The organism is Sporocytophaga myxococcoides DSM 11118 (genome assembly GCF_000426725.1).
Classification (GTDB): Bacteria; Bacteroidota; Bacteroidia; order Cytophagales; family Cytophagaceae; genus Sporocytophaga; species Sporocytophaga myxococcoides.
Genome location: NZ_AUFX01000019.1, coordinates 23,852 through 43,107, shown reverse-complemented (window position 1 = coordinate 43,107; position 19,256 = coordinate 23,852). Strand labels below are relative to the sequence as shown.

The window sequence follows — 19,256 nt, the reverse complement described above, 5'->3', positions numbered from 1 at the left end:
TCTGGCTTCCCAGGAGAGGGGAGCTGAACATTTTTGTACTTTTAAATTTTAGATGAACAGCCTCTCCTTATAGGATAAATTTAGCAAATCATTTATAACAACATAAGTTTGAGCGAGTTATTTGATATCGCTTGTGACAATTGAATTAAAGGAGAATTAATATATGAAGTTAAAGTATCAGTTAATTCTGTTATTTTTATTAATAATCATTATAATTTCTTCTACAATCAGCCTTCTGTTTTATCACAATCAACAGTTAGTCTTACGTTCCTACATTGAAAATCATTTAAGATCAATTTCCAAAACAAAAAAGATCAGGATACAATCCATTATTAAATCCAGGAAAGAGCTTATTAGTTATCCTGCCAGCAATCCACTCATAGTTAATGGCCTATATAATTATCTTAATGATCCGAGCAATGAGAATAGGTTTGAAATTTCTAATGTATTAAATAAATATAAGCAGTCCATTAAAAGTTTTAAAGAAGGTTATGTATTGTCCAAAGATGGTCAAGTTGTTGCTTCCACGGTTCCGTCAGTAATTGGAAAGAACTGGTCTTCTTATGAAAGCTTTAGAGTTCCTGCTTCGGGAAGAAAATTTTTGGATGACTTACATTATAACAAGGAAAATGAACTGCGTATATTTTTATCCTCCCCAATATATTTTGAGAATAGAATTATTGGAGTGTTGATAATGTCGAGAAGTGCTGAAGAAATCCTCTCTTTAACCAATGATTATACCGGCTTAGGGAAAACAGGTGAAACCTATCTGGGAAAGCAATATGGGGATTCAATTGTATTTCTCAATTCACTTCGCTTTAATAAAAATGCCGCATTAAAAAAATCTATTCCTGCTAATGATTCTTCCACCTCCATGGGAGAAATTATAAATGCAAAAAGAGATACTTTGATTCGTTGCAAGGACTACAATGGAAATGATGTACTTGCCGCATTAAACTATTTTCCGGAGACCAGATGGGGAATGGTAACTGAATTTGACTATAAGGAGGCAATGGTTCCGATTACTATATTGAGGAATCGTTTGCTCTTATTTAATGGGATTGTGATCACTATTGCCATAGTCATTGCCTATTTTATAGGAAGTTCGATCGTGAAACCTATTGAAGAACTTACCTACACTGCTGATAAATTTGCCCAATGCGATTTTTCTCAACTATCCGGAATAAAATCAAAAAGTGAGATTGGCAATTTGGCACATTCGATCAATGTGATGGCTAAAAGTCTTCAAGAGAAAATCGCAAAATCAGACACGATGTTTTCTACAGTATTTGAGTCGGTGGAGCAAGGAATTATATTATTAAAAGTAATAAGAGATTCTTCTGAGCAAATTAAAGATTTTGAATTTGTCCTTGTAAATCGATGGGCTGAAAGTTTACTTGGCAAGTCAAGAACAGATCTTATAGGAAAAAGATGGGCGGAAGAATATCCCTATGTAAAAGATGTAGGGCTATTCGATTTACAAGTAAAAGTAGTCGAAACCGGAGAGTCATTTAACACTGATTTATATTATGGATTCCAAGGCCTCAATGTATGGTATAAGAACAAAGTTGTAAAAATAAACGATAATGAACTGCTCGCTACATTTGATGACATTACTCAACAAAAGGAGTCTAATATTCAAATGGAAAATCTTCAGTCAATATTTCTTCAATCGGAGACCCTGGGTAAAATTGGCAGTTATGAATGGAATTTTCTGAACAAGACATTGACCTTAACTCCTGAAATCTCGGAAGTACTTTGTTCCATTCCCATCAAAAACACAGAAAATTTGGCATTGGAAAGACACCCCCTTGAGGAATATATTCATCCGGATGATAGAGATAAGGCTAACCAAGCTATCAGGAATGCAATTTTTGATCGGAAGCCTTACAATATAGAATATGCCATTTTATGTCCTAAGAATATCATTAAATATGTCTGGTCGAGAGGAAAGGTATTTTATGGCAATAAGGGAGAACCAATTAAAATGATAGGAACAATCCTTGATATTTCCGAATGGAAAAGAAGCAAACTTGAAATCGAGAAAAGAGAAATTCTTTTGAGCATAGCAGCTGAAATGGCTAATCTTGGGAGCTATGAATTCAATATTGAAAATGGAAAAAACACCTGGTCAGAAAATTTATACAGGATCTATGGTTACGAACCCGATGAATTCGAGCTTACAGTGGAGAATCAGTTGAAGATAATTCATCCTGATGATAAAGAATATGCTAAAAGATTATTTAACGAACGGATCTTTAAGGAGGATGCATTTGAATATCAGTTTAAGTTTATCAGAAAAGATTCCACAGTTGGAGTTAGTTATGGAAAAGCCAGGGTAATTAAGAATGAAAATAATCGAGTCGTAAAAGTCACCGGGTTTGTTCAGGACATCACAGAAAGAGTAAAGATGCTCGAACAATTAAAGAATCTCAATGCAAAACTTGAAAGCCGTGTAAATGAAAGGACTAAAGAATTGTCAATTAGCATTGATAATCTGAAAAAGTTGAATGATTCTCTGGATAAATATGCCTATATCATTTCTCATGATCTTAAAGCACCCCTTTCTGTCATTGAAGGATTAGTCCCTTTTATTAAGGAAGATTGTCAATCCGGACCTTTGAGTGAGGAAGGAATAAAAATGCTGGATATGGTTGTCAGAAAGGTAAAAGATATGAAAAACATCATTGAAGATGTTTTGAAGACGGCAAAAAAGCAAAAGCAGATCAAAGAACCTATCAATCTTTTGAACCTCTGCCAGGATGTCCTAACTACCTTAAATCCCCCTTCTTATTTTCATATTCATATTTCATATACTTTGCCTATAGTTAATTATAACAGGACATCTCTGAAGCAGATTATTCAGAATCTTATAGGGAATGCGATCAAATATATGGACAAAGAAAACCCGGATATTAAAATAGGGTCGGTTGAAAAGGATAACTATTATCAGATAAGTGTCCGTGATAATGGTTCAGGTATCTCAGAAGATAAATTGCTAAAAATATTTGAACCGTTTGAGGTTGCTCATAAAAAAGAAAAAATAGAGAGTCATGGTATCGGGCTTTCTATTGTAAAAGAGATTGTAGAGTCTAATGGGGGAAGAGTATGGGTAGAAAGCGAATTGGGAAAAGGTAGTAGTTTTTATTTTACTATACCCAAATAGGAGCCGGGGAGGATTTATTGTCTGAACTGTGATTTTTTTGATTAAATGATAGACTATGATGTATATGATCGAGCATTCGCCTATATGATTGTTTTTATGAAGCAGGGACTGACCCGGCTTTTGCTCTTTAAGGCTTTTTTGGGTGACTGTCTGGCTTTGGGGCTCTGGAGGCTTTTTGCTTTGGGACATTCCCATGCAGGTGCAGACACCATTTTGTTCATCCTGAGCCCTGCGAAGAATCTGATAATTACAGAATAATTTGTTATTTAAACCACCATTCTTTTAGATAGCTTAATTCTATTCATCTTGAAAGGTCAGCCTTCTTCGAGGGCTCAGATTGACAAAGGAAAGATTCTGTTGAGTTGACGGCTATAATGGCATAGGTTGGGTAGGTGGACAATCTCAGTTGTTCGATAACTTAAATTAATATCGGGACTGATTTAAATTGTGCTTTTAGGAAGTTAAATTATCTCTAACTTGCACTTTTATTTTAATTATGAAAACGAGATCGCTATCATTGGCTGTTTCTCCAGAAATTGGAAAAGTTTCTGCGGAGCTGATTACTCCTGATAATCCAATCTGTATAATGACATTGGCGCATGGAGCAGGTGCTGGAATGAATCATGAATTCATGGTGTCGATTTCAAAATCACTTGCCGAAAAAAAAATTGCGACACTTCGATTCAATTTTCCATTTATGGAAAATCAAAAAAGAAGACCTGATTCTCCTGCTTTAGCTCACAAAACGATTGAAGTGGCGATAAAAAAAGCCCATGAATTATTCCCATCTCTTCCGGTGTTTGTTTCGGGCAAATCTTTTGGAGGAAGAATGAGTTCACAATATTTGGCAACGCAGCCGGCAGCTGATGTAAAAGGAATTATTTTTTTGGGATTTCCGCTTCATCAACCTGGAAAGCCTTCTGTAGAAAGAGCAGAACATCTAAAGAGTATAGTAGTACCAATGCTTTTTTTGCAGGGTACTAAAGATACATTGGCATCCAATGAACTGATAGAGAAAGTGTGCGCTTCCCTTCATTTAGCAACCCTCATAACAATTGAAGGAGCAAATCATGCATTCAAGGCAGGAAAACAAGATCTCATGCCCATACTTACAGATTCAACTACATCCTGGGTTGATAAGCAAATAATAGTTAGAATGTATTGGACAAGAAAGAAATGTAAATCTAAGAGATGGTGTAGCAGGTAGTAAATCGGTTATGCATGGCATTGATTTTAACTGTCTTTTTAACCTGCCTTTATAATTTCAGATAATAAATCATTCAGATCAAGATGCCTTGTATACATATCCAGCGAACCATCTGCTTTTTGAGGCCATAGCTCTTTCGGTCTATCCCAATATAGTTCCAGGCCATTGCGATCAGGATCATTGAGATATAAGGCTTCTGATACGCCATGATCACTCGCGCCAGTTAAAGGGTAATCGGCTTTTAGAAGTCTCTCGAATATAATAGCAAGGTCATTTCTTGATGGATAAATTATTGCAATATGAAATAACCCTGCAGAATTTATTGGTGCAGGTGGAGCACCTTCGCTATACCATGTATTCAATCCTATATGATGATGATAACCTCCGGCGGAGATGAATGCAGCTTCTTTTCCGTACATTGTTGTCACCTGAAATCCTAATAGGTCACAATAAAACTCAAGTGATCGGCGCAAATCTGAAACTTTTAAATGCACATGTCCTATTCGTGTCTGCGCCGGAACGATGTAGGTGCTTTCCATAATTATGATTTACTTTCCTTAATTAAACTTAACTTATATTATAATCTTATTATTGTTTAAAGAATGTTAGTAAACGTTGTACCATTTTCAACCTTCTTTATTGGAATTGATAGTCTTTTAAAAAGGTTTAAAAATTATCGATAATTATGGCCGCATTGAATCCTTTATCAGTAAAAGTTAACATAACAATGAAACCAAATTGTGCCAGCCTAACCTATAGATTACATTTTTGTTTAAATTAAATACTTTAAATGACTCAAATAAATTATATCAGTTAACTGGTAGGTGGTTGGCCGAAAAGGTACAACCACGGCAATTCATGAAAATGAAAAGAATATCAACCACTGCAAATAATGAAAATCAGTTATTTATTCTTTTATAAATTAACCTTATAATCATTTAAAGCGTTTTGTCTCAGCTTTATTTTTTCCTGCTCTACCCATATATCCAGTTGTTCCTTTATCAATTCCTGGTGCGCCAGCTCAATCAGATGAAGCGTCTCTTTATTATTTAAAATTTCCTGGCCTACCTTTTCCTGCTCCATACTAGCAATCAGAGTAAGGTGGTTGTTGAGCTTTTGATTTCTTAAGCTAATAGAAGAAATTTCATCAATTTCATAATCATATTCAATGGTTTTCAGGAGATGATCATATGGTCCGAAGGGAGACAATAATTTGGCAAAAATAGGTGCAATTTCTATGGCAATTAACAATAGAACAATGGCCAGCGACGGACCTAAAGGCAGCTCATTCAGCGCATTCAGACGCGCCATTAATCCTTTTGCAAAATTAGTTTTCAGTTCTTCCTTGAATTTTACCTTGTCATTTTTCAGTGCCTGAACTTCCTGATTAATTAAACTGATACGACTATCATTCTGAGCTTTCAGTTCCTGGTATTCTTTGTCAGATTTTATGTATTTATCCTGTTTGCGCTTGCATTCGGAACCTACGCCTTTAGCGCCGGTACCGCAAGATCCTTCGCATTCGCACTTATAATCTGCATAATATTTTTCTCTTTGTTGAAAACGTTCCTCCGTCTTAGCATTCAATAATTCTATGGCTTCTGACTTTACTTTTATTTTTTGCTCATACAAAAGATCCATTTCTTCGGTTTTCTTCATTCCTGTATAATGCATTTGTTCATTTATCTCCTGCTCAAAAATTTTAAGCTCCAACGGTTTTGAAATGACAATGGCCAGGAATATAGCCAGCAATAATCTGGGAGTAACTTGTTTTAGTTGCCCGTATTTGCCCTCGCTTTTTTTAATGGTAGAAACAATAAATCTATCGAGGTTAAAAACAAGACTACCCCAGAACAAACCCAATACAATAGCGAGAACAATATTATCAAATACCGTATACAAGGCATATCCACCTGATAAAGAAGCCAGCACTCCGGTAAAAAAAACAGTTGCACCGATGCTTGCATATTTATTATGCTCTGATGCAGGACAACGCTGAAGAATGTTTTTGTCTGCAGCCGAACAAAATATAAAAAAATTTTGCAATGGACTAAAGAGAATCTTTGGTGTTTCTTCTGTTTGATTTAGGTTGCTCATAATAAGATTGTATTGATTGAATAGCTTTAATTATCCCCATTCTAGGAGAATATTTCTCTTTTAAAAAATTAAATAGACCTTCCTTTAAAGTTTTTAAGTTGATTTTTTCATCACTGAAGTAGGAATGTTCCTTAAATATTTTTTTTCTAAGATTAAGGTACTCTTGTTTTTTGAATGCAGGAAAATGTTCTGTTTTTTCATTAAGCAGAAGCGGAATAGAAACTGCATATTTTTTTGTTTCCAGAGAGGTAACTGATATTAAATTTTCTTTAAGCAGAGGGATGGGAAATACCAGGATTTGAATTTTCCTGTTAAAGGTCTTGTTAAAGATCACCGCTTTTATTTCTATTTGAAGCGAGGAGGATGGAATAAAAGTAAATTCTCCTACAGTTTCTGATTTATCAAAAGGGAGAATTTTCACTTGAGAAGCCTTAGGTAAATTCCATGTCAGTTTTACCTGATTCCCTTTAGATACGCCATATACATGTGGATGAAGATCCGAATTGACCAGACTGTTGTATTGCCTCGTGCCTTCACTGATGTACCCTATATCATAAGTAATTTCCGGATCAGCTTCCGATACTTTTACCTGTATTGCTTTAAATTGAAATTGATATTTATTGGAAGCGCCAATTTTAATGATAGTATCTTGTTCAAGTTTGATTTTTTTTCTACCATAAGCTTCTACCTCTCCAAGTCCCTGGACAATAACCTTGAAGGCACCATCAACTTCCCAATTCACTTCTACAGTATCACCTTTCAAGATTAAGGGTTCAGATATGTTAATCCTTATTTTTATATCTCCTTTTCCTATTAAATAAGGTTTTCCTTCTTGTCTTTTTCTTTGAAAATCAATTAGAGCATTTTGAAAAACAAGAGTATCTTGATCTGTTTCATGAATGGTTTGACCATCTTCAGTAGCATAATAAATAAATTCTCTAAAATCGATCAGGCACTTCCAGTTTTTTGTAGTTGTATTGTTTTTTATTAAAAATACGCTTCCACCCTTATTAATCAGTTCGCAGCATTTGTTAAATAGGAAGGGATTTTCTTCTAAAAATAATTTATTCTCCATATCCAGGAACAGCTCCAGTGCTATTCGTTTTTCAACCAGGTTGATGCAGGAAATTAATATATCGCTGTTGAGATTTTCCAGGTGAATCATCAAGGCATGTTCAGCCTTATTTATCTCCGCTATCAGTGTCTGATTTTTATCTTTCATTTGCCTAAACAAAAACTAAAACCCTGTTAATATACAAAAAGAGTAACGAAAATCTTCTTAACTTCTGACATTTCAATATGCATTAATAAAAGTTGAATCGATGAATTTGGATAGGTGTTGCAGTGGTAAACAAAAATATTCCCCGTCTATCTACACCGTGGCCTGTCCCCTGACAGGCCACTCTTTCTGTAGCAATTAATCTTATCTCTGACAAATAGGATAAAAGATATGATGAAGAAAAATTAACTCAATATATAGAAAGGTTAAGCAGAAGGAAAATTGTGGCCTGTCAGGGGACAGGCCACGGATTAGGATTAGTATTACTGGTAAAGTATTTAAAATCTGTCTTTTAAACACTTTTTTAGTTAGGTTCTACAAGATAGGAGGATTACCAATGTTCGCAATTACTTTGTTGTCTTTGGGCTTTTTAATTGGTATATTTAGTTGTGAAAAAAACATTCGTCTTTTTGCTTCATGTAGGCTTCTGGGCTTGCTATTTCCTGCTGGTATTTATCGCTTTGGCTTTATACTATAGAAGCAACCATGATATATCCCGTGTGATGAATGCTTTAAACACCATTTTGCTATTTGCATTTATTCCTTCTGTCGGATCCTTTTATTCTTATTATTTTCTTTTGTTTGCAAAATATCTTCAAAAGAAAAAGATATTTCAATCCATATTCATAGGAATACTTATTTCACTAGTAGTAGCCATCCTGGCATATATTTTACTGCGCTTTTTTATAGAATCAGGCCGAATAATTGATATGGATGAGGGAGGTAAAAATGGCAGATCTACTGCACCTCAGGCAATATTGGTGATGACCACTATCGGCTTGTTAAGCGGAGGGGTTGCACTCGTCATGAAGGGATTCATCACCTGGTATAATGAAATAAAGCTCAAGGAAATTTTGAGGGAAAAGAACCACGAAATGGAGATGATGCTGATAAAGAAGCAATTTGACCCTCATCTCTTGTTTAATACAATTAATAATATTGACTCATTAATTTTAAGAGATGCCGTTTTGGCTTCTGATTATTTAAATAAGCTATCGGATATCATTCGATTCGTACTTTACGAAACACGGGCAAATGAAATCCTGCTTTTGAAGGAAATTGAATATCTGGAAAAATATATCGCACTTCAAAAGATAAGGACTGCCAATGAGACCTATGTTTATTTTTCGGTAACAGGTAATATTGGTGACAGATTAATAGCCCCCATGATCTTTATTCCATTCATTGAGAATGCCTTCAAGCATACTACAAATAAGAAAATGGAAAATGCCATTACGATTAAGATTAATATTGATGATGAATCTATTCGTCTCACCTGCGAAAATAAATATGATTCAAAATCGGTTCTGCAAATATCAGGAGGATTGGGTAATGAACTTATTAAGAAAAGACTAAGTCTTATATATCCGGATAAGCATACGTTAGAGGTTAATAATGACAATGAGTTGTACCGAGTAAACCTGATTATTCAAAATGGATAAGTATACCTGTGTAATAATTGAAGATGAGCCCTTGGCTCTGGAGAAGGTAAAAAGCTTTGTAGAAAAAGTACCTTTTTTGCAGCTGAGTGCCACCTTCGACAATGCGCTCACGGGACTAGCCTATCTGAACAACAACAAGACAGATGTATTGTTTCTTGATATTAATATGGACGAGCTTTCCGGGATAGAGCTCCTTGAAAGTACAAAAATCAACAGCCAGGTTATTATTACAACTGCTTACCAGGAATATGCTTTGAAAGGATACGAATTGAAAATAACCGACTATCTTTTAAAGCCATTTACATTCAATCGCTTTTTACAGGCGGTGAACAAAGCTCAGGAGAACCTGACTTTTCGTAGCTCAGAACCTCCTCTGGAATTCATTTTTGTGAAAACCGAAAATCGTTTGGAAAAGATTATGCTGAATGAAATCGTATATATTGAAGGGATGAGAGATTATCGGAGAATTCATACGCTCAACAAGAAAATTATGACTCTTCAAAACTTCAGTGAATTCGAAAAGCTGATTCCTTCAAGCCTGATTTGTCGGGTGCATAAATCATATATGGTTGCCCTCAATAAAATAGAGTCTATAGAACGTGGCCGGATTAAAGTTGCCGACCAATTGATACCCATTTCTGACACCTATAAAGAAACTTTCTATCAGCACATCCAAACCGGAGCATAATCTGGCCATTTATTTCGCAGAACAAAAACGGCAACATGCAGACATCCTTCCAGCTTTTGCATAATTAAATTTCTGGGCCAGAACCATTTCTATTTCTTTGTTCAAAAAACAGGGAAATATGAATAAAAATGCAACAAAGGGAATAGTACTAGGTCTGATTTTCTTATCCGGAAAATTATTTAGTCAGACAACTGAAGTAACACCTGAAAAAGCCCAGGAGGCAAAGAGTCCCCAAACGTCTTTCCACTTTATATTAAATATCGTCGGTTCAAACTTCAACTATGGTAAGTCAAACAGAGCTATAGCAGATTACAAGAAATCTGTTTCAGGGGCACAGGTAGGTGCGTCATTTCAGGCAGGTATCACTCCGCGCTTGTCGGTCGTGTCGGAAGTTTACTTTGTAATGAAAGGCGGCAAACTGAAATCCAATAATCCTTTGACCACCGAGGAACAAACCCTGAGATTATACACCATTGAATCCCCGGTACTGGCGCGAATTCACTTTGGAAAATTCCATGTGAATGCAGGCCCTTCTATTGCCTACAATGTTGCGGGTAAAATAAAAAGAGATGATTCGGCCGAAAAACTATCTTTTAGCAATTCAAATGGAGGTTTTAAACGCCTGGATGCAGGTGTTCAGGTAGGTGGAGGATATACATTTCGTATAAAACAAAAGCAGTATGTCGTGGATGTGAGATATTCTTACGGATTAACTAATATCTCCCACGACAAAGAGATGTATAACAGATACCTCACCCTTAGTCTGTATGGTTTAAAACCGTGGAAAAGAAACCCGCTCGCAATAAACTAAAAAGTCTCGGCTCCTCACAGCAGTGAAGGTTTTATCAACCATAATACATTAAGAAATTCAATAAATCTTAACCACAAAAAAATGAATGCGAATTTAAATGCAGCAGGAGTCATGATTAAACAGACAATGCCAGCCCCGGTAAGTTCTCTTCGAAAAACTTCACTTACTGCAGGCATCCTTTATCTGCTCACTTTTGTTTCGATTCCGACGCTTGCTCTTTACGATCAGATTCATGCTCAGAACTATATACTTAGTTCTGGTTCTGACACTGCTGTGATTATTGGAAACATCCTTGAACTAATTGTCGGGTTCACATGTATCGGCTCTGCCGTTGCACTTTACCCTGTGCTCAGAAAGAAAAATGAAGGAATGGCACTGTGTCTGGTAAGCTTCCGCATACTGGAAGCAACGACCATCTTCATTGGAGTAATGTTCCTTCTGACGGTGGTGACGTTGCACCAAAGGTCAGCAGGTACTGAAGCATTGGTCACCAGCCGCACACTGGTTATTATGTATGACCGTATTTTTCTTATCGGGCAGAGTCTCATGCCAGCCATAAACGACATATTGCTTGGCATCTTGCTATATCAGTCGAGGTTGGTACCGCGCAGTCTTTCGCTTATCGGAATAATCGGAGGACCGGTACTTTTAGCAGGTGACTTCCTTATATTGTTTGATTTTATCGGACAGCGTGCCCCATTGATTGCGCTCACTGCTGTTCCTGTAGCAGTATTTGAGCTCTCACTGGGCGTATATCTCATTGTAAAGGGCTTTAAACCCACACCCGACACTCAAAGCAAATAATAGAAACTCCTCTATATGACTTACGGGAGGCAACATTAGGATTAGAAGTGTGTATATATTGCTCTATATGCTTCTTTCCTTCAAAATACTGATAAAAAACTAATAAGACTTTAACAATGAAAGCGGTTGTTTACGAAAAATACGGAGCGCCTGATGTTCTCGAGTTAAAAGACATTAACAAACCTATTCCTAAAGGAAATGAAGTATTAATAAGAGTTTATGCTACTTCAGTATCAGCAGGCGATTGGCGCTTGCGAAAGGCAGATCCGTTTCTTGCAAGAGTATTTAATGGATTGTTCAAACCCAGAAGAGTGAAAGTGCTCGGGTTTGAATTGGCAGGAGTTGTGGAGGAGGTCGGAAAAAAAGTTCAATCGCTTAAGCGAGGCGATGCTGTTTTTGCATCGTGTGGTTTAAGATTTGGGGGCTATGCAGAGTATGCATGCCTTCCGGCCAATGAATTGATTTCATTAATGCCTTCGAATATGAGATTTGAAGAGGCCGCTACGGTTCCGATTGGCGGACTTACTGCATTGCGTTTCTTGCGACAGAACAATGTCAAGGCCAATGATAAGGTGCTGATATATGGCGCATCCGGAAGTGTGGGAACTTTTGCTGTGCAGATCGCAAAATCGTTTAAGGCTGAGGTTACTGCAGTATGTAGTAATGCAAACACCCGTCTGGTTTCGCAGCTTGGTGCACATCACATTATTGATTATACCCAAACTGATTTTTTAAAAACAGAAACGCGTTTCGATATTGTTTTTGATGCGGTAGGAAAAACCTCTAAATCTGAATGCAGACATTTATTAAAACCGGGAGGTAGGTTTACTACTGTCATGGATTCTCCGAAATCAAGGCCTGATGATCTGTCGACCTTAAAAGAAATGATTGAAACCGGAAATCTTATCACGGTAATTGACAGAAGATATACACTCGAGCAAATCAGAGAAGCACATGCTTATGTAGAATCATTCCGTAAAAAGGGAAATGTTGTTATCAATATTATACCTGGTCAGGAGCTGTAGCAGCTCCATCGTGGCCTGTCCCCTGACAGGACACTCTTTCTGTAGCAATTAATCTTATCACTGACAAATAGGATAAAAGATATGATGAAGAAAATTTAACTCAATATATAGAAAGGTAGCAGAAGGGAAATTGTGACCTGTCGGGGGGGACTGGCAATGGAGCAGCAAGTTGCCTTATCAACTATTGCTCCCGACTATCTTTTTGTCTGAACTGTGATTTTTGTGATTAAATGATGGCTATGATAATGTTACATTTTATTTATAGCGGGTCAATCAATTCTTCAAGTTACCAAATCCTTCAGGCATAAAAACAAAGGTGATCAAAAGTTCAAGAAGATTTTATTATTTCTCAACGGCTTAAATATGTAACTTGCAAAAACTATTTAAAAAAATGAATCCGGATTATTTAGATATCAAAGCAATAGAAGTAGCTCTTACTAAGAATAAGAAAGAATTATATGAAGATTCCATAAAATTACTTGAAGAATGTTTGGATACATATTTTGAAATTATGTTGCTTTATATAAATCCCGATTTTAATAATGTTACTCTTTTTGATAAAAGCCAGTGCATTGAAGTGATGGAAGATATGTTGCGTAATCCTAAGAGTGGCACTTTAGGATTACGTGTAGATGATTTAAATGTTTTTTTTCAAAATGAAATCTGTTTTATTAATAGCTTATTTGGAAAACTACCTTATTATCCTGCGGCTGTTCTTAATAAATACAATCATGATGAAAATATATTGTTGGCAAAATGCATTCAAAAATTCTTTGATAAACATGCATTCAATACAGCGCCTCATTTAAATTTTTACGAGAAGATAAATGTCTCTGAAGCTGATAAATTTCTTACAATAGGATCTGCATTTAATATTGAAAACATAATCGTCTTTTATGAGAAATTGGTTAAAGATATTTTTGTTGAATTTACTTTTGATTCTAAAAATTCTACCAAACATTGTAAGAGATATACGAGACAGGTAAAGGAAAATGTTTTATTTGGATTTGAATTGGATTTTAAAAAAGCCATCAAAGTAATGAAACATGGAGAATTTTACTTGCCTACCTATTTAAACTTATTTGTTGCTAAAATGGATCCTTTAAGTAAGAAGCTAGAAAAAGATAGCATATATAATTTAGGTATTTTGGGAAATCCATTTTTTTATTCATGTTCAATGCCTATAGAACGTTTTTTTATCAAATCATATAATATTGATTTTGATAATTTGGATAAAATAACTTCTAACCAAAAACAATTCATTTATCAGATATTGAAAAAAAAGCAAGATGATGGTTCTATTGAAATTATATTTCCAGAAGCACGAATGGATTTAGTAAAAAAATATAGTTGCTTTTATTATTCTATTCTCAATTATTCGTCACAACCTTATTTAAAATACATTGAAAAATCGGTAATAGAATCTATTGTATGAAGTGTATAGAGTATCAGAAATAACAGGAAGATACTCTGTATGTAAGATTTAGCAAAAGAGCGTTAGCTGCAAGTATAAAATCACTTATACATTAAATATTTTGAATGATATACAAGAAACCATAGAACGCTCGTCAAAAATTGAGAAGGGGGGCAAATAAATAGTGATTGAAGCTAAAAAAATATTTCAATCAAAAAAACAAAGGAAATCCCTACCGTGGCCTGTCCCCCAATAGGCCACTCTGTTTATCGTGCCCCTCTGGGATAAGTCTGGTTAACCGTTTATCTGGCTTAAGTTTTTAACTCAAGCCCATAGAGGCAGCCAAAATTAAAATTCTTGATAGTCCCCGGCTGGTGTCTGCATTGGACGGAATCTTTCAATCACAGCTTAACCAAAGTATTCTCTGTAATCTGTGATAAAAGAATATCTTTTATCACATTCCATGTAAAATGATGCAGATGCCTCCACCGTGGCCTGTCCCCTGACAGGCCACGGAGCAGAATTAGCTTCAGTATTATAAATTATACAGTATACTTTTATGACAGAAGACAAATCATTAAAACAAGTCTTTTAATTTACAATCGTATGATTAACAGGCTTGAATGATGGTCTTCAATTGATGAAGAGGCTTATTATATTTTTCAATCTAGCCCTGTATTCATATTACAACTGCTCAAAAGAGAATTACCTTCAATATTATTAAATATACTGTATCCTTTATAACAGAGGATAAATTAACAAAAGAAGCCTTTTGATTTACAATCGTACGATAAACAGACTTGAATGATAGTTTTCAATTAAAGAAGTAAATTTTAATAAGCTTTAAAATTAGTCCTGTACTTGGACACCTGTTAGTTAATTTACTTTTCTTGTCGATTAAATTTCTAAACGATTACGCAGGTCCTAGAAGCCTGATTCTCTTGATGTAATAGCAAATTACTGAAAGAAAAATGAATAATATCAGAACATTAATACTTCTATACATAACCAGACTTCAACAAGAAACAGTGAATGTCATATTGGGTTACATATGCTTTTTGTGATTGTAGACGGGTTCAAATGACTAATTAATAATCCAACAAAACAAGTAACAAAATGAAAAAAAATAGATCATTATTACTGAAATTTCTGTTTCTGGGATTTATCCACGTAGGAGCCTCCATGACTGATTATGCTAAGGCTGATAAGATTAACAATCTTTCACATATATCTAGTCTTACTTCCGAAAAGCAATCAACAATAGATATATTTCCAACAGGTGCAAGTTCATTTGCCTATCCTAATTTATTTGTCGCTCATACTGAATCTAATGCGGGAGATGTGAATACTAAGAATTACACTATAGCTTACTATTTATCTAAAGACTCTGTTCTTGATCTGACGAAGGATATATTTTTAGATACCGCTTTTGCTCAGGCTCAAGCCCCAACAAAGGAAAGATATATTTCAAAGAATTTTAATCTTCAAAAATTAAAACTGGAAGAAGGAGTATATCATATCCTCATAGTGTCAGACTTTAATAATGTGATAGATGAATACAATGAGAATAATAATATCACATTAACTGCCATTGAAATTTATGGCAAAGATTCAGATTTATTGTTTGAAAATACATCATATCAGACTGCAGAATATACTCCAGGTGCAGATATTGAAGCTACGGCAAAAGTCAAAAACAATGGGATATCTATTGCAGGAGGTAATTACATTAACTATTACCTTTCCAAGGATAATGTAATTGATTCAAAAGATGTTCTTCTGCATAAATCCCCAATATATCAATTAAATCCTGGAGATACTATTTCATCTATTGATCAATTCAAACTTCCTCAGGTTGATTCAGGTTATTATTACCTCATTTCGAAAGTGGACGGTGACTCCATTGTTACAGAATCCAATGAAGATAATAATGTTAATATACAGCGTGTCCATATTTCTGATTTTATAGTAGACCTGATTCCTGTCTCTCTTCATGATACTATCATTGCAGAAAATGGGTTTTATACGATTGAAGGGCATACTATCAATATTGGAGAAAATATTTCTTACGGTACTGATTTGAATTTTTATATCTCGAATGACACTGTGCTTGATTCTTCAGATAAACTTTTAGGTATGGACTATCTGGGTAGAATTCAACCCCAGGGAAAACTTCCATTTAAATTTAATTTTCCTATATCTGAGGATTCATACTATCTAATTATACAAACTGATTCTAAAAACCAGAATCATGAAACAAATGAGGCTAACAACATTACCTATGTATATATCAAAGGTAAACGTTTATATATGGATCTGCGCATCAGCAATATTAAAATAGTCTCATTGTATAATGGCAACAAAATTAAAATTGAATACAATGTTTACAATTCCGGAAACACAATTTCGTCAAAATATACCTTTACTTACTTTTACATCTCTAAAGACAGTACATACAGTGCAGATGATCAATATCTGGGCTATACACAAGATGAGGAAATACTTCCAGGTCAGAACAAAAGCAATCAAGCGACTTTGAATTTACCTCAATCCTGGTCAGACGACAACTACATCATCGCTCGTGCAGACGGATATAAGACCAATGATGAGACCAATGAAAACAATAATGATGCATTTGTGAAAATTAAGAATTTCGTAACAACTGCTCCTAATATTGCAACATCACTGATTTTCCCTGTAAACACTGGAGAAATTGCAGTAGTACCAAATCCTGCAGGAGAATATATAAATGTTGAGATCAATGCAACAGCTTCTCTGGATTTGGTAAGTTATGAAATATATGATAGCTATGGCAGCAAATTCAAATCAGCTGAATCAGCTGTTAATGGTGGTAAATTTACCATACCTGCATATGACCTTTCTCAGGGCATTTATTTATTAAAAGTAAGCTATGGAGATTCTGCTCAAACAATAAAAGTATATAAAGAATAGATGATTGTTTCAATGATTTGAGAAAGGCTGTCTGGTAAATACCCCCTCTGGACGAAGTCTGGTTATCTCTGGCTTAGGTTTTATAACTTAAGCCAACAAATGAGAGCAAGTCTATTGACTTGTGGTTATAAAGACAGACAAATTAAAAATTCAAGGTAGTTTTCAAAAATAGCGCCGATATTTATTGGGGCTATTTTTATATTATTTGGAGAATAATAAAATAATCAGCTATGTCCTCCAAATATACCATCAATGATCTTAAAGGAATATATTTTGTAACTACTCCCGGCCGGTGCCTACAACAGAAGGAGGATTTGAAATAGTTTTGTACTCTTTATTCCGTATGTCTGCGTTACAATCCGAAAGTTATAAACTTGCTCTCATTTGTTGGAAGAAGTCAGAAGACTTCAGCCAGAGGGGGGACTATAATGTGTATGTTATTAGCTCTACCTGTTTTAAAATCATATGACTTTTTCGATGATCTGTTCCCTTCTCCCTTCAGGAGAAGGGTTAGGGATGAGGTCCATTTACTTTGAAATGCGAACTAAAGCATTATTTCATATGATAGATGTTGTAAGAGAAAGTGAGAAAGAAGTTATATTAAATTTATTTATCAGCAGAATGGATAAGGGTAAGGAATTTAATATCAATCTTCATTTTAAAAGAATAACTGCTAAGAAAGAAATTTTAGATGGTATTATTATTTCAGAGAAATTATATAAGTAATCAGAGATAATCCTGTTTATCTCATAATCCCATAAATCCTAGTTCAGACAATATTTTTTTATGAAAATCCCAAAGTCTTGCCATTTGTTTAGTAAGGGAAAACATTTTTCTGAATAATAACTTAATGTTAAGTAAAATGTATTCTTCGGCATGAGAATATCTTATTTAAATACTTTTACTTTCGTTCATGTAATAGTCTTTATCATTTTCATTCTGGTTATTTCCAAGTTTTATAAGGAATCTAAAGAGTTATTGGGCAATTTCAAGTGGGTATCTCACACCTATACTGTTCTTAACAGTCTGGAGCTTACTGAGAGCCGCATTTCCGATATGGAAACAAACACATTGGCTTTCTATCAGACAAACTCTCCACCGTTCCACAATTCCTTTATTCAAGATACAATTGCTATATACAATACAGTATCAAAAATTCACACCATTACAAAGGATAATCCCACTCAGCAAGGCAACTTAGATCAGTTAGATTCTTTATTAGCTCAAAGGATCAGTGAACTGGTTACTTTTATTCAATATCGGAAGCACCACGGGATTAATAAGGAGACAATAGAAAAAGAAGCAGAAAAAATAAGGTCAGATAGCACTAATGTGGCCATTATTAACCTTCTAAAACATATGAAAGGGTTGGAGGGCTCTCTGTTAACTGAAAGAGAAGCCAAAGCGACCGTAAAAGTAACTCAGATACAATATCTATTTATTGCAATTGCTATTGGTACATTTGTTATTGGGTTGATTTTTCTTTTTGAAGTAAGGAGGGACTTAAGGCAAAAGAGAAAAATTCAGGAAGGATTGAGGAGTTTAGATAGAAATAAAAATCTTTTTTTTTCTATTATAAGTCATGATCTGAGAGGGCCGATAAATTCTGCACATAAATTAGCTGAGTTTTTAAATGGTGACACCAATGAGATCGATAGGGTAAAAATGGCTGAGATGCTCCGGCATTCGATTAAAAAAGTGGCTACTTTACTGGATGAGCTCCTGGAGTGGGCGAGGCTTCAAATGAATAAAATCGATTTTAATCCGCAAGTGATCGATCTATGTGAAATCGTTGACGAAGTTATAGAAAGCCTTAATGGTATGATAAAGGATAAAGGAATTATTATTACTAATAAAATAAATAATTGTAAGGCTTATGGAGATCATTATATGACTTCAACCATAATCCGGAACTTACTAACAAATGCAATAAAGTTTTCAATGGAAAATAAAAGCATACATGTTTCTGGCCAGCTTTTGGAAAATGGCCTTCTGGAAGTTAAGGTTACTGATGAGGGGATCGGGATGAATGAAGATGCAAGAAACAAATTGTTCCGGTTAGATGTAAGACAAACAACAAAAGGGACAAAGCAGGAATCCGGTTCGGGTTTAGGCCTGATCATTTGTAAGGAGTTTGTTGAGAAACAGGGAGGCAAAATTTGGGCAACCAGTGTTGTAGGCAATGGTAGTTCATTTTGTTTTACATTGCCATCAAGAAAATAGTGGTAAGGCTTTCTTGATTGTTTTGTTTACTTTAATTTTTACCTGTATTATTAATTAGGTTGGGATAAAGGAGGGAATTATTTTTTTCTTTTAACTGCTACTGGCTTAAAATGAAAAAAGCCTTATCCATCTGAAAAGGCTCAAAAAC

14 protein-coding genes are annotated in these 19,256 nt (G+C 35.0%); 11 read left to right on the top strand and 3 right to left on the bottom strand.

What is annotated here, in order from left to right; translation table 11 throughout:
* The first annotated feature begins 163 nt into the window (after window positions 1-163).
* Entirely contained in the window at window positions 164-3,166 is a 3,003-nt protein-coding gene (locus K350_RS0118175) for a PAS domain-containing protein (protein WP_028981120.1), read from the top strand.
* Between the two features lie 496 nt (window positions 3,167-3,662).
* Entirely contained in the window at window positions 3,663-4,373 is a 711-nt protein-coding gene (locus tag K350_RS29455; RefSeq protein ID WP_081671060.1) for an alpha/beta hydrolase family protein, read from the top strand.
* Between the two features lie 38 nt (window positions 4,374-4,411).
* Here K350_RS29455 and K350_RS0118160 read toward each other — a convergent pair whose 3' ends face one another.
* The 3 genes from K350_RS0118160 to K350_RS0118150 all read right to left on the bottom strand — a co-directional run bounded on the left by K350_RS0118160 (window position 4,412) and on the right by K350_RS0118150 (window position 7,692).
* Window positions 4,412-4,912: a VOC family protein gene (locus K350_RS0118160; protein WP_028981118.1), complete on the bottom strand. Its 501-nt coding sequence runs from the start codon at window positions 4,910-4,912 to the stop codon at window positions 4,412-4,414.
* A 376-nt stretch (window positions 4,913-5,288) separates the two neighbouring features.
* Window positions 5,289-6,470: a DUF4407 domain-containing protein gene (locus K350_RS0118155; protein ID WP_051313307.1), complete on the bottom strand. Its 1,182-nt coding sequence runs from the start codon at window positions 6,468-6,470 to the stop codon at window positions 5,289-5,291.
* Window positions 6,424-7,692 carry a hypothetical protein gene (locus tag K350_RS0118150; protein ID WP_028981116.1) on the bottom strand — a complete coding sequence of 423 codons (1,269 nt, stop codon included), beginning with the start codon at window positions 7,690-7,692 and terminating at the stop codon, window positions 6,424-6,426. Before K350_RS0118150 ends, K350_RS0118155 begins: the two co-directional genes overlap by 47 nt.
* A gap of 446 nt (window positions 7,693-8,138) precedes the next feature.
* Between K350_RS0118150 and K350_RS0118145 the strand changes: the two genes are divergently transcribed.
* The 9 genes from K350_RS0118145 (at window position 8,139) to K350_RS31470 (ending at window position 19,108) form a co-directional block, all read left to right on the top strand.
* Window positions 8,139-9,191 carry a sensor histidine kinase gene (locus K350_RS0118145; RefSeq protein WP_028981115.1) on the top strand — a complete coding sequence of 351 codons (1,053 nt, stop codon included), beginning with the start codon at window positions 8,139-8,141 and terminating at the stop codon, window positions 9,189-9,191.
* Window positions 9,184-9,879 (top strand): LytR/AlgR family response regulator transcription factor, encoded by a 696-nt coding sequence (locus K350_RS0118140; RefSeq protein WP_028981114.1) that lies wholly within the window; start codon window positions 9,184-9,186, stop codon window positions 9,877-9,879. The genes K350_RS0118145 and K350_RS0118140 overlap by 8 nt, the downstream gene beginning before the upstream one ends.
* A 118-nt stretch (window positions 9,880-9,997) precedes the next feature.
* A complete protein-coding gene (locus tag K350_RS29450; protein ID WP_081671062.1) occupies window positions 9,998-10,690 on the top strand; it encodes a porin family protein in 693 nt (230 codons plus the stop codon).
* A 126-nt stretch (window positions 10,691-10,816) separates the two neighbouring features.
* Complete coding sequence (locus K350_RS0118125) at window positions 10,817-11,494, top strand: DUF4386 domain-containing protein (RefSeq protein WP_037576361.1); 678 nt, start codon at window positions 10,817-10,819, stop codon at window positions 11,492-11,494.
* 116 nt (window positions 11,495-11,610) lie between these two features.
* A complete protein-coding gene (locus K350_RS0118120) occupies window positions 11,611-12,519 on the top strand; it encodes an NAD(P)-dependent alcohol dehydrogenase (RefSeq protein WP_028981112.1) in 909 nt (302 codons plus the stop codon).
* A 391-nt stretch (window positions 12,520-12,910) separates the two neighbouring features.
* Window positions 12,911-13,954: a hypothetical protein gene (locus K350_RS0118115; RefSeq protein ID WP_028981111.1), complete on the top strand. Its 1,044-nt coding sequence runs from the start codon at window positions 12,911-12,913 to the stop codon at window positions 13,952-13,954.
* 1,095 nt (window positions 13,955-15,049) lie between these two features.
* Window positions 15,050-16,885: a CARDB domain-containing protein gene (locus K350_RS0118105; protein WP_028981110.1), complete on the top strand. Its 1,836-nt coding sequence runs from the start codon at window positions 15,050-15,052 to the stop codon at window positions 16,883-16,885.
* Between the two features lie 465 nt (window positions 16,886-17,350).
* On the top strand, window positions 17,351-17,611 hold the full coding sequence (locus tag K350_RS32560; RefSeq protein ID WP_162144192.1) for a hypothetical protein: 261 nt from the start codon (window positions 17,351-17,353) through the stop codon (window positions 17,609-17,611).
* Window positions 17,612-17,761: 150 nt separating this feature from the next.
* The gene (locus K350_RS31470; RefSeq protein WP_051313303.1) at window positions 17,762-19,108 is read left to right on the top strand and encodes a sensor histidine kinase; all 1,347 of its coding nucleotides are present in this window, start codon (window positions 17,762-17,764) and stop codon (window positions 19,106-19,108) included.
* Window positions 19,109-19,256 lie beyond the last annotated feature (148 nt).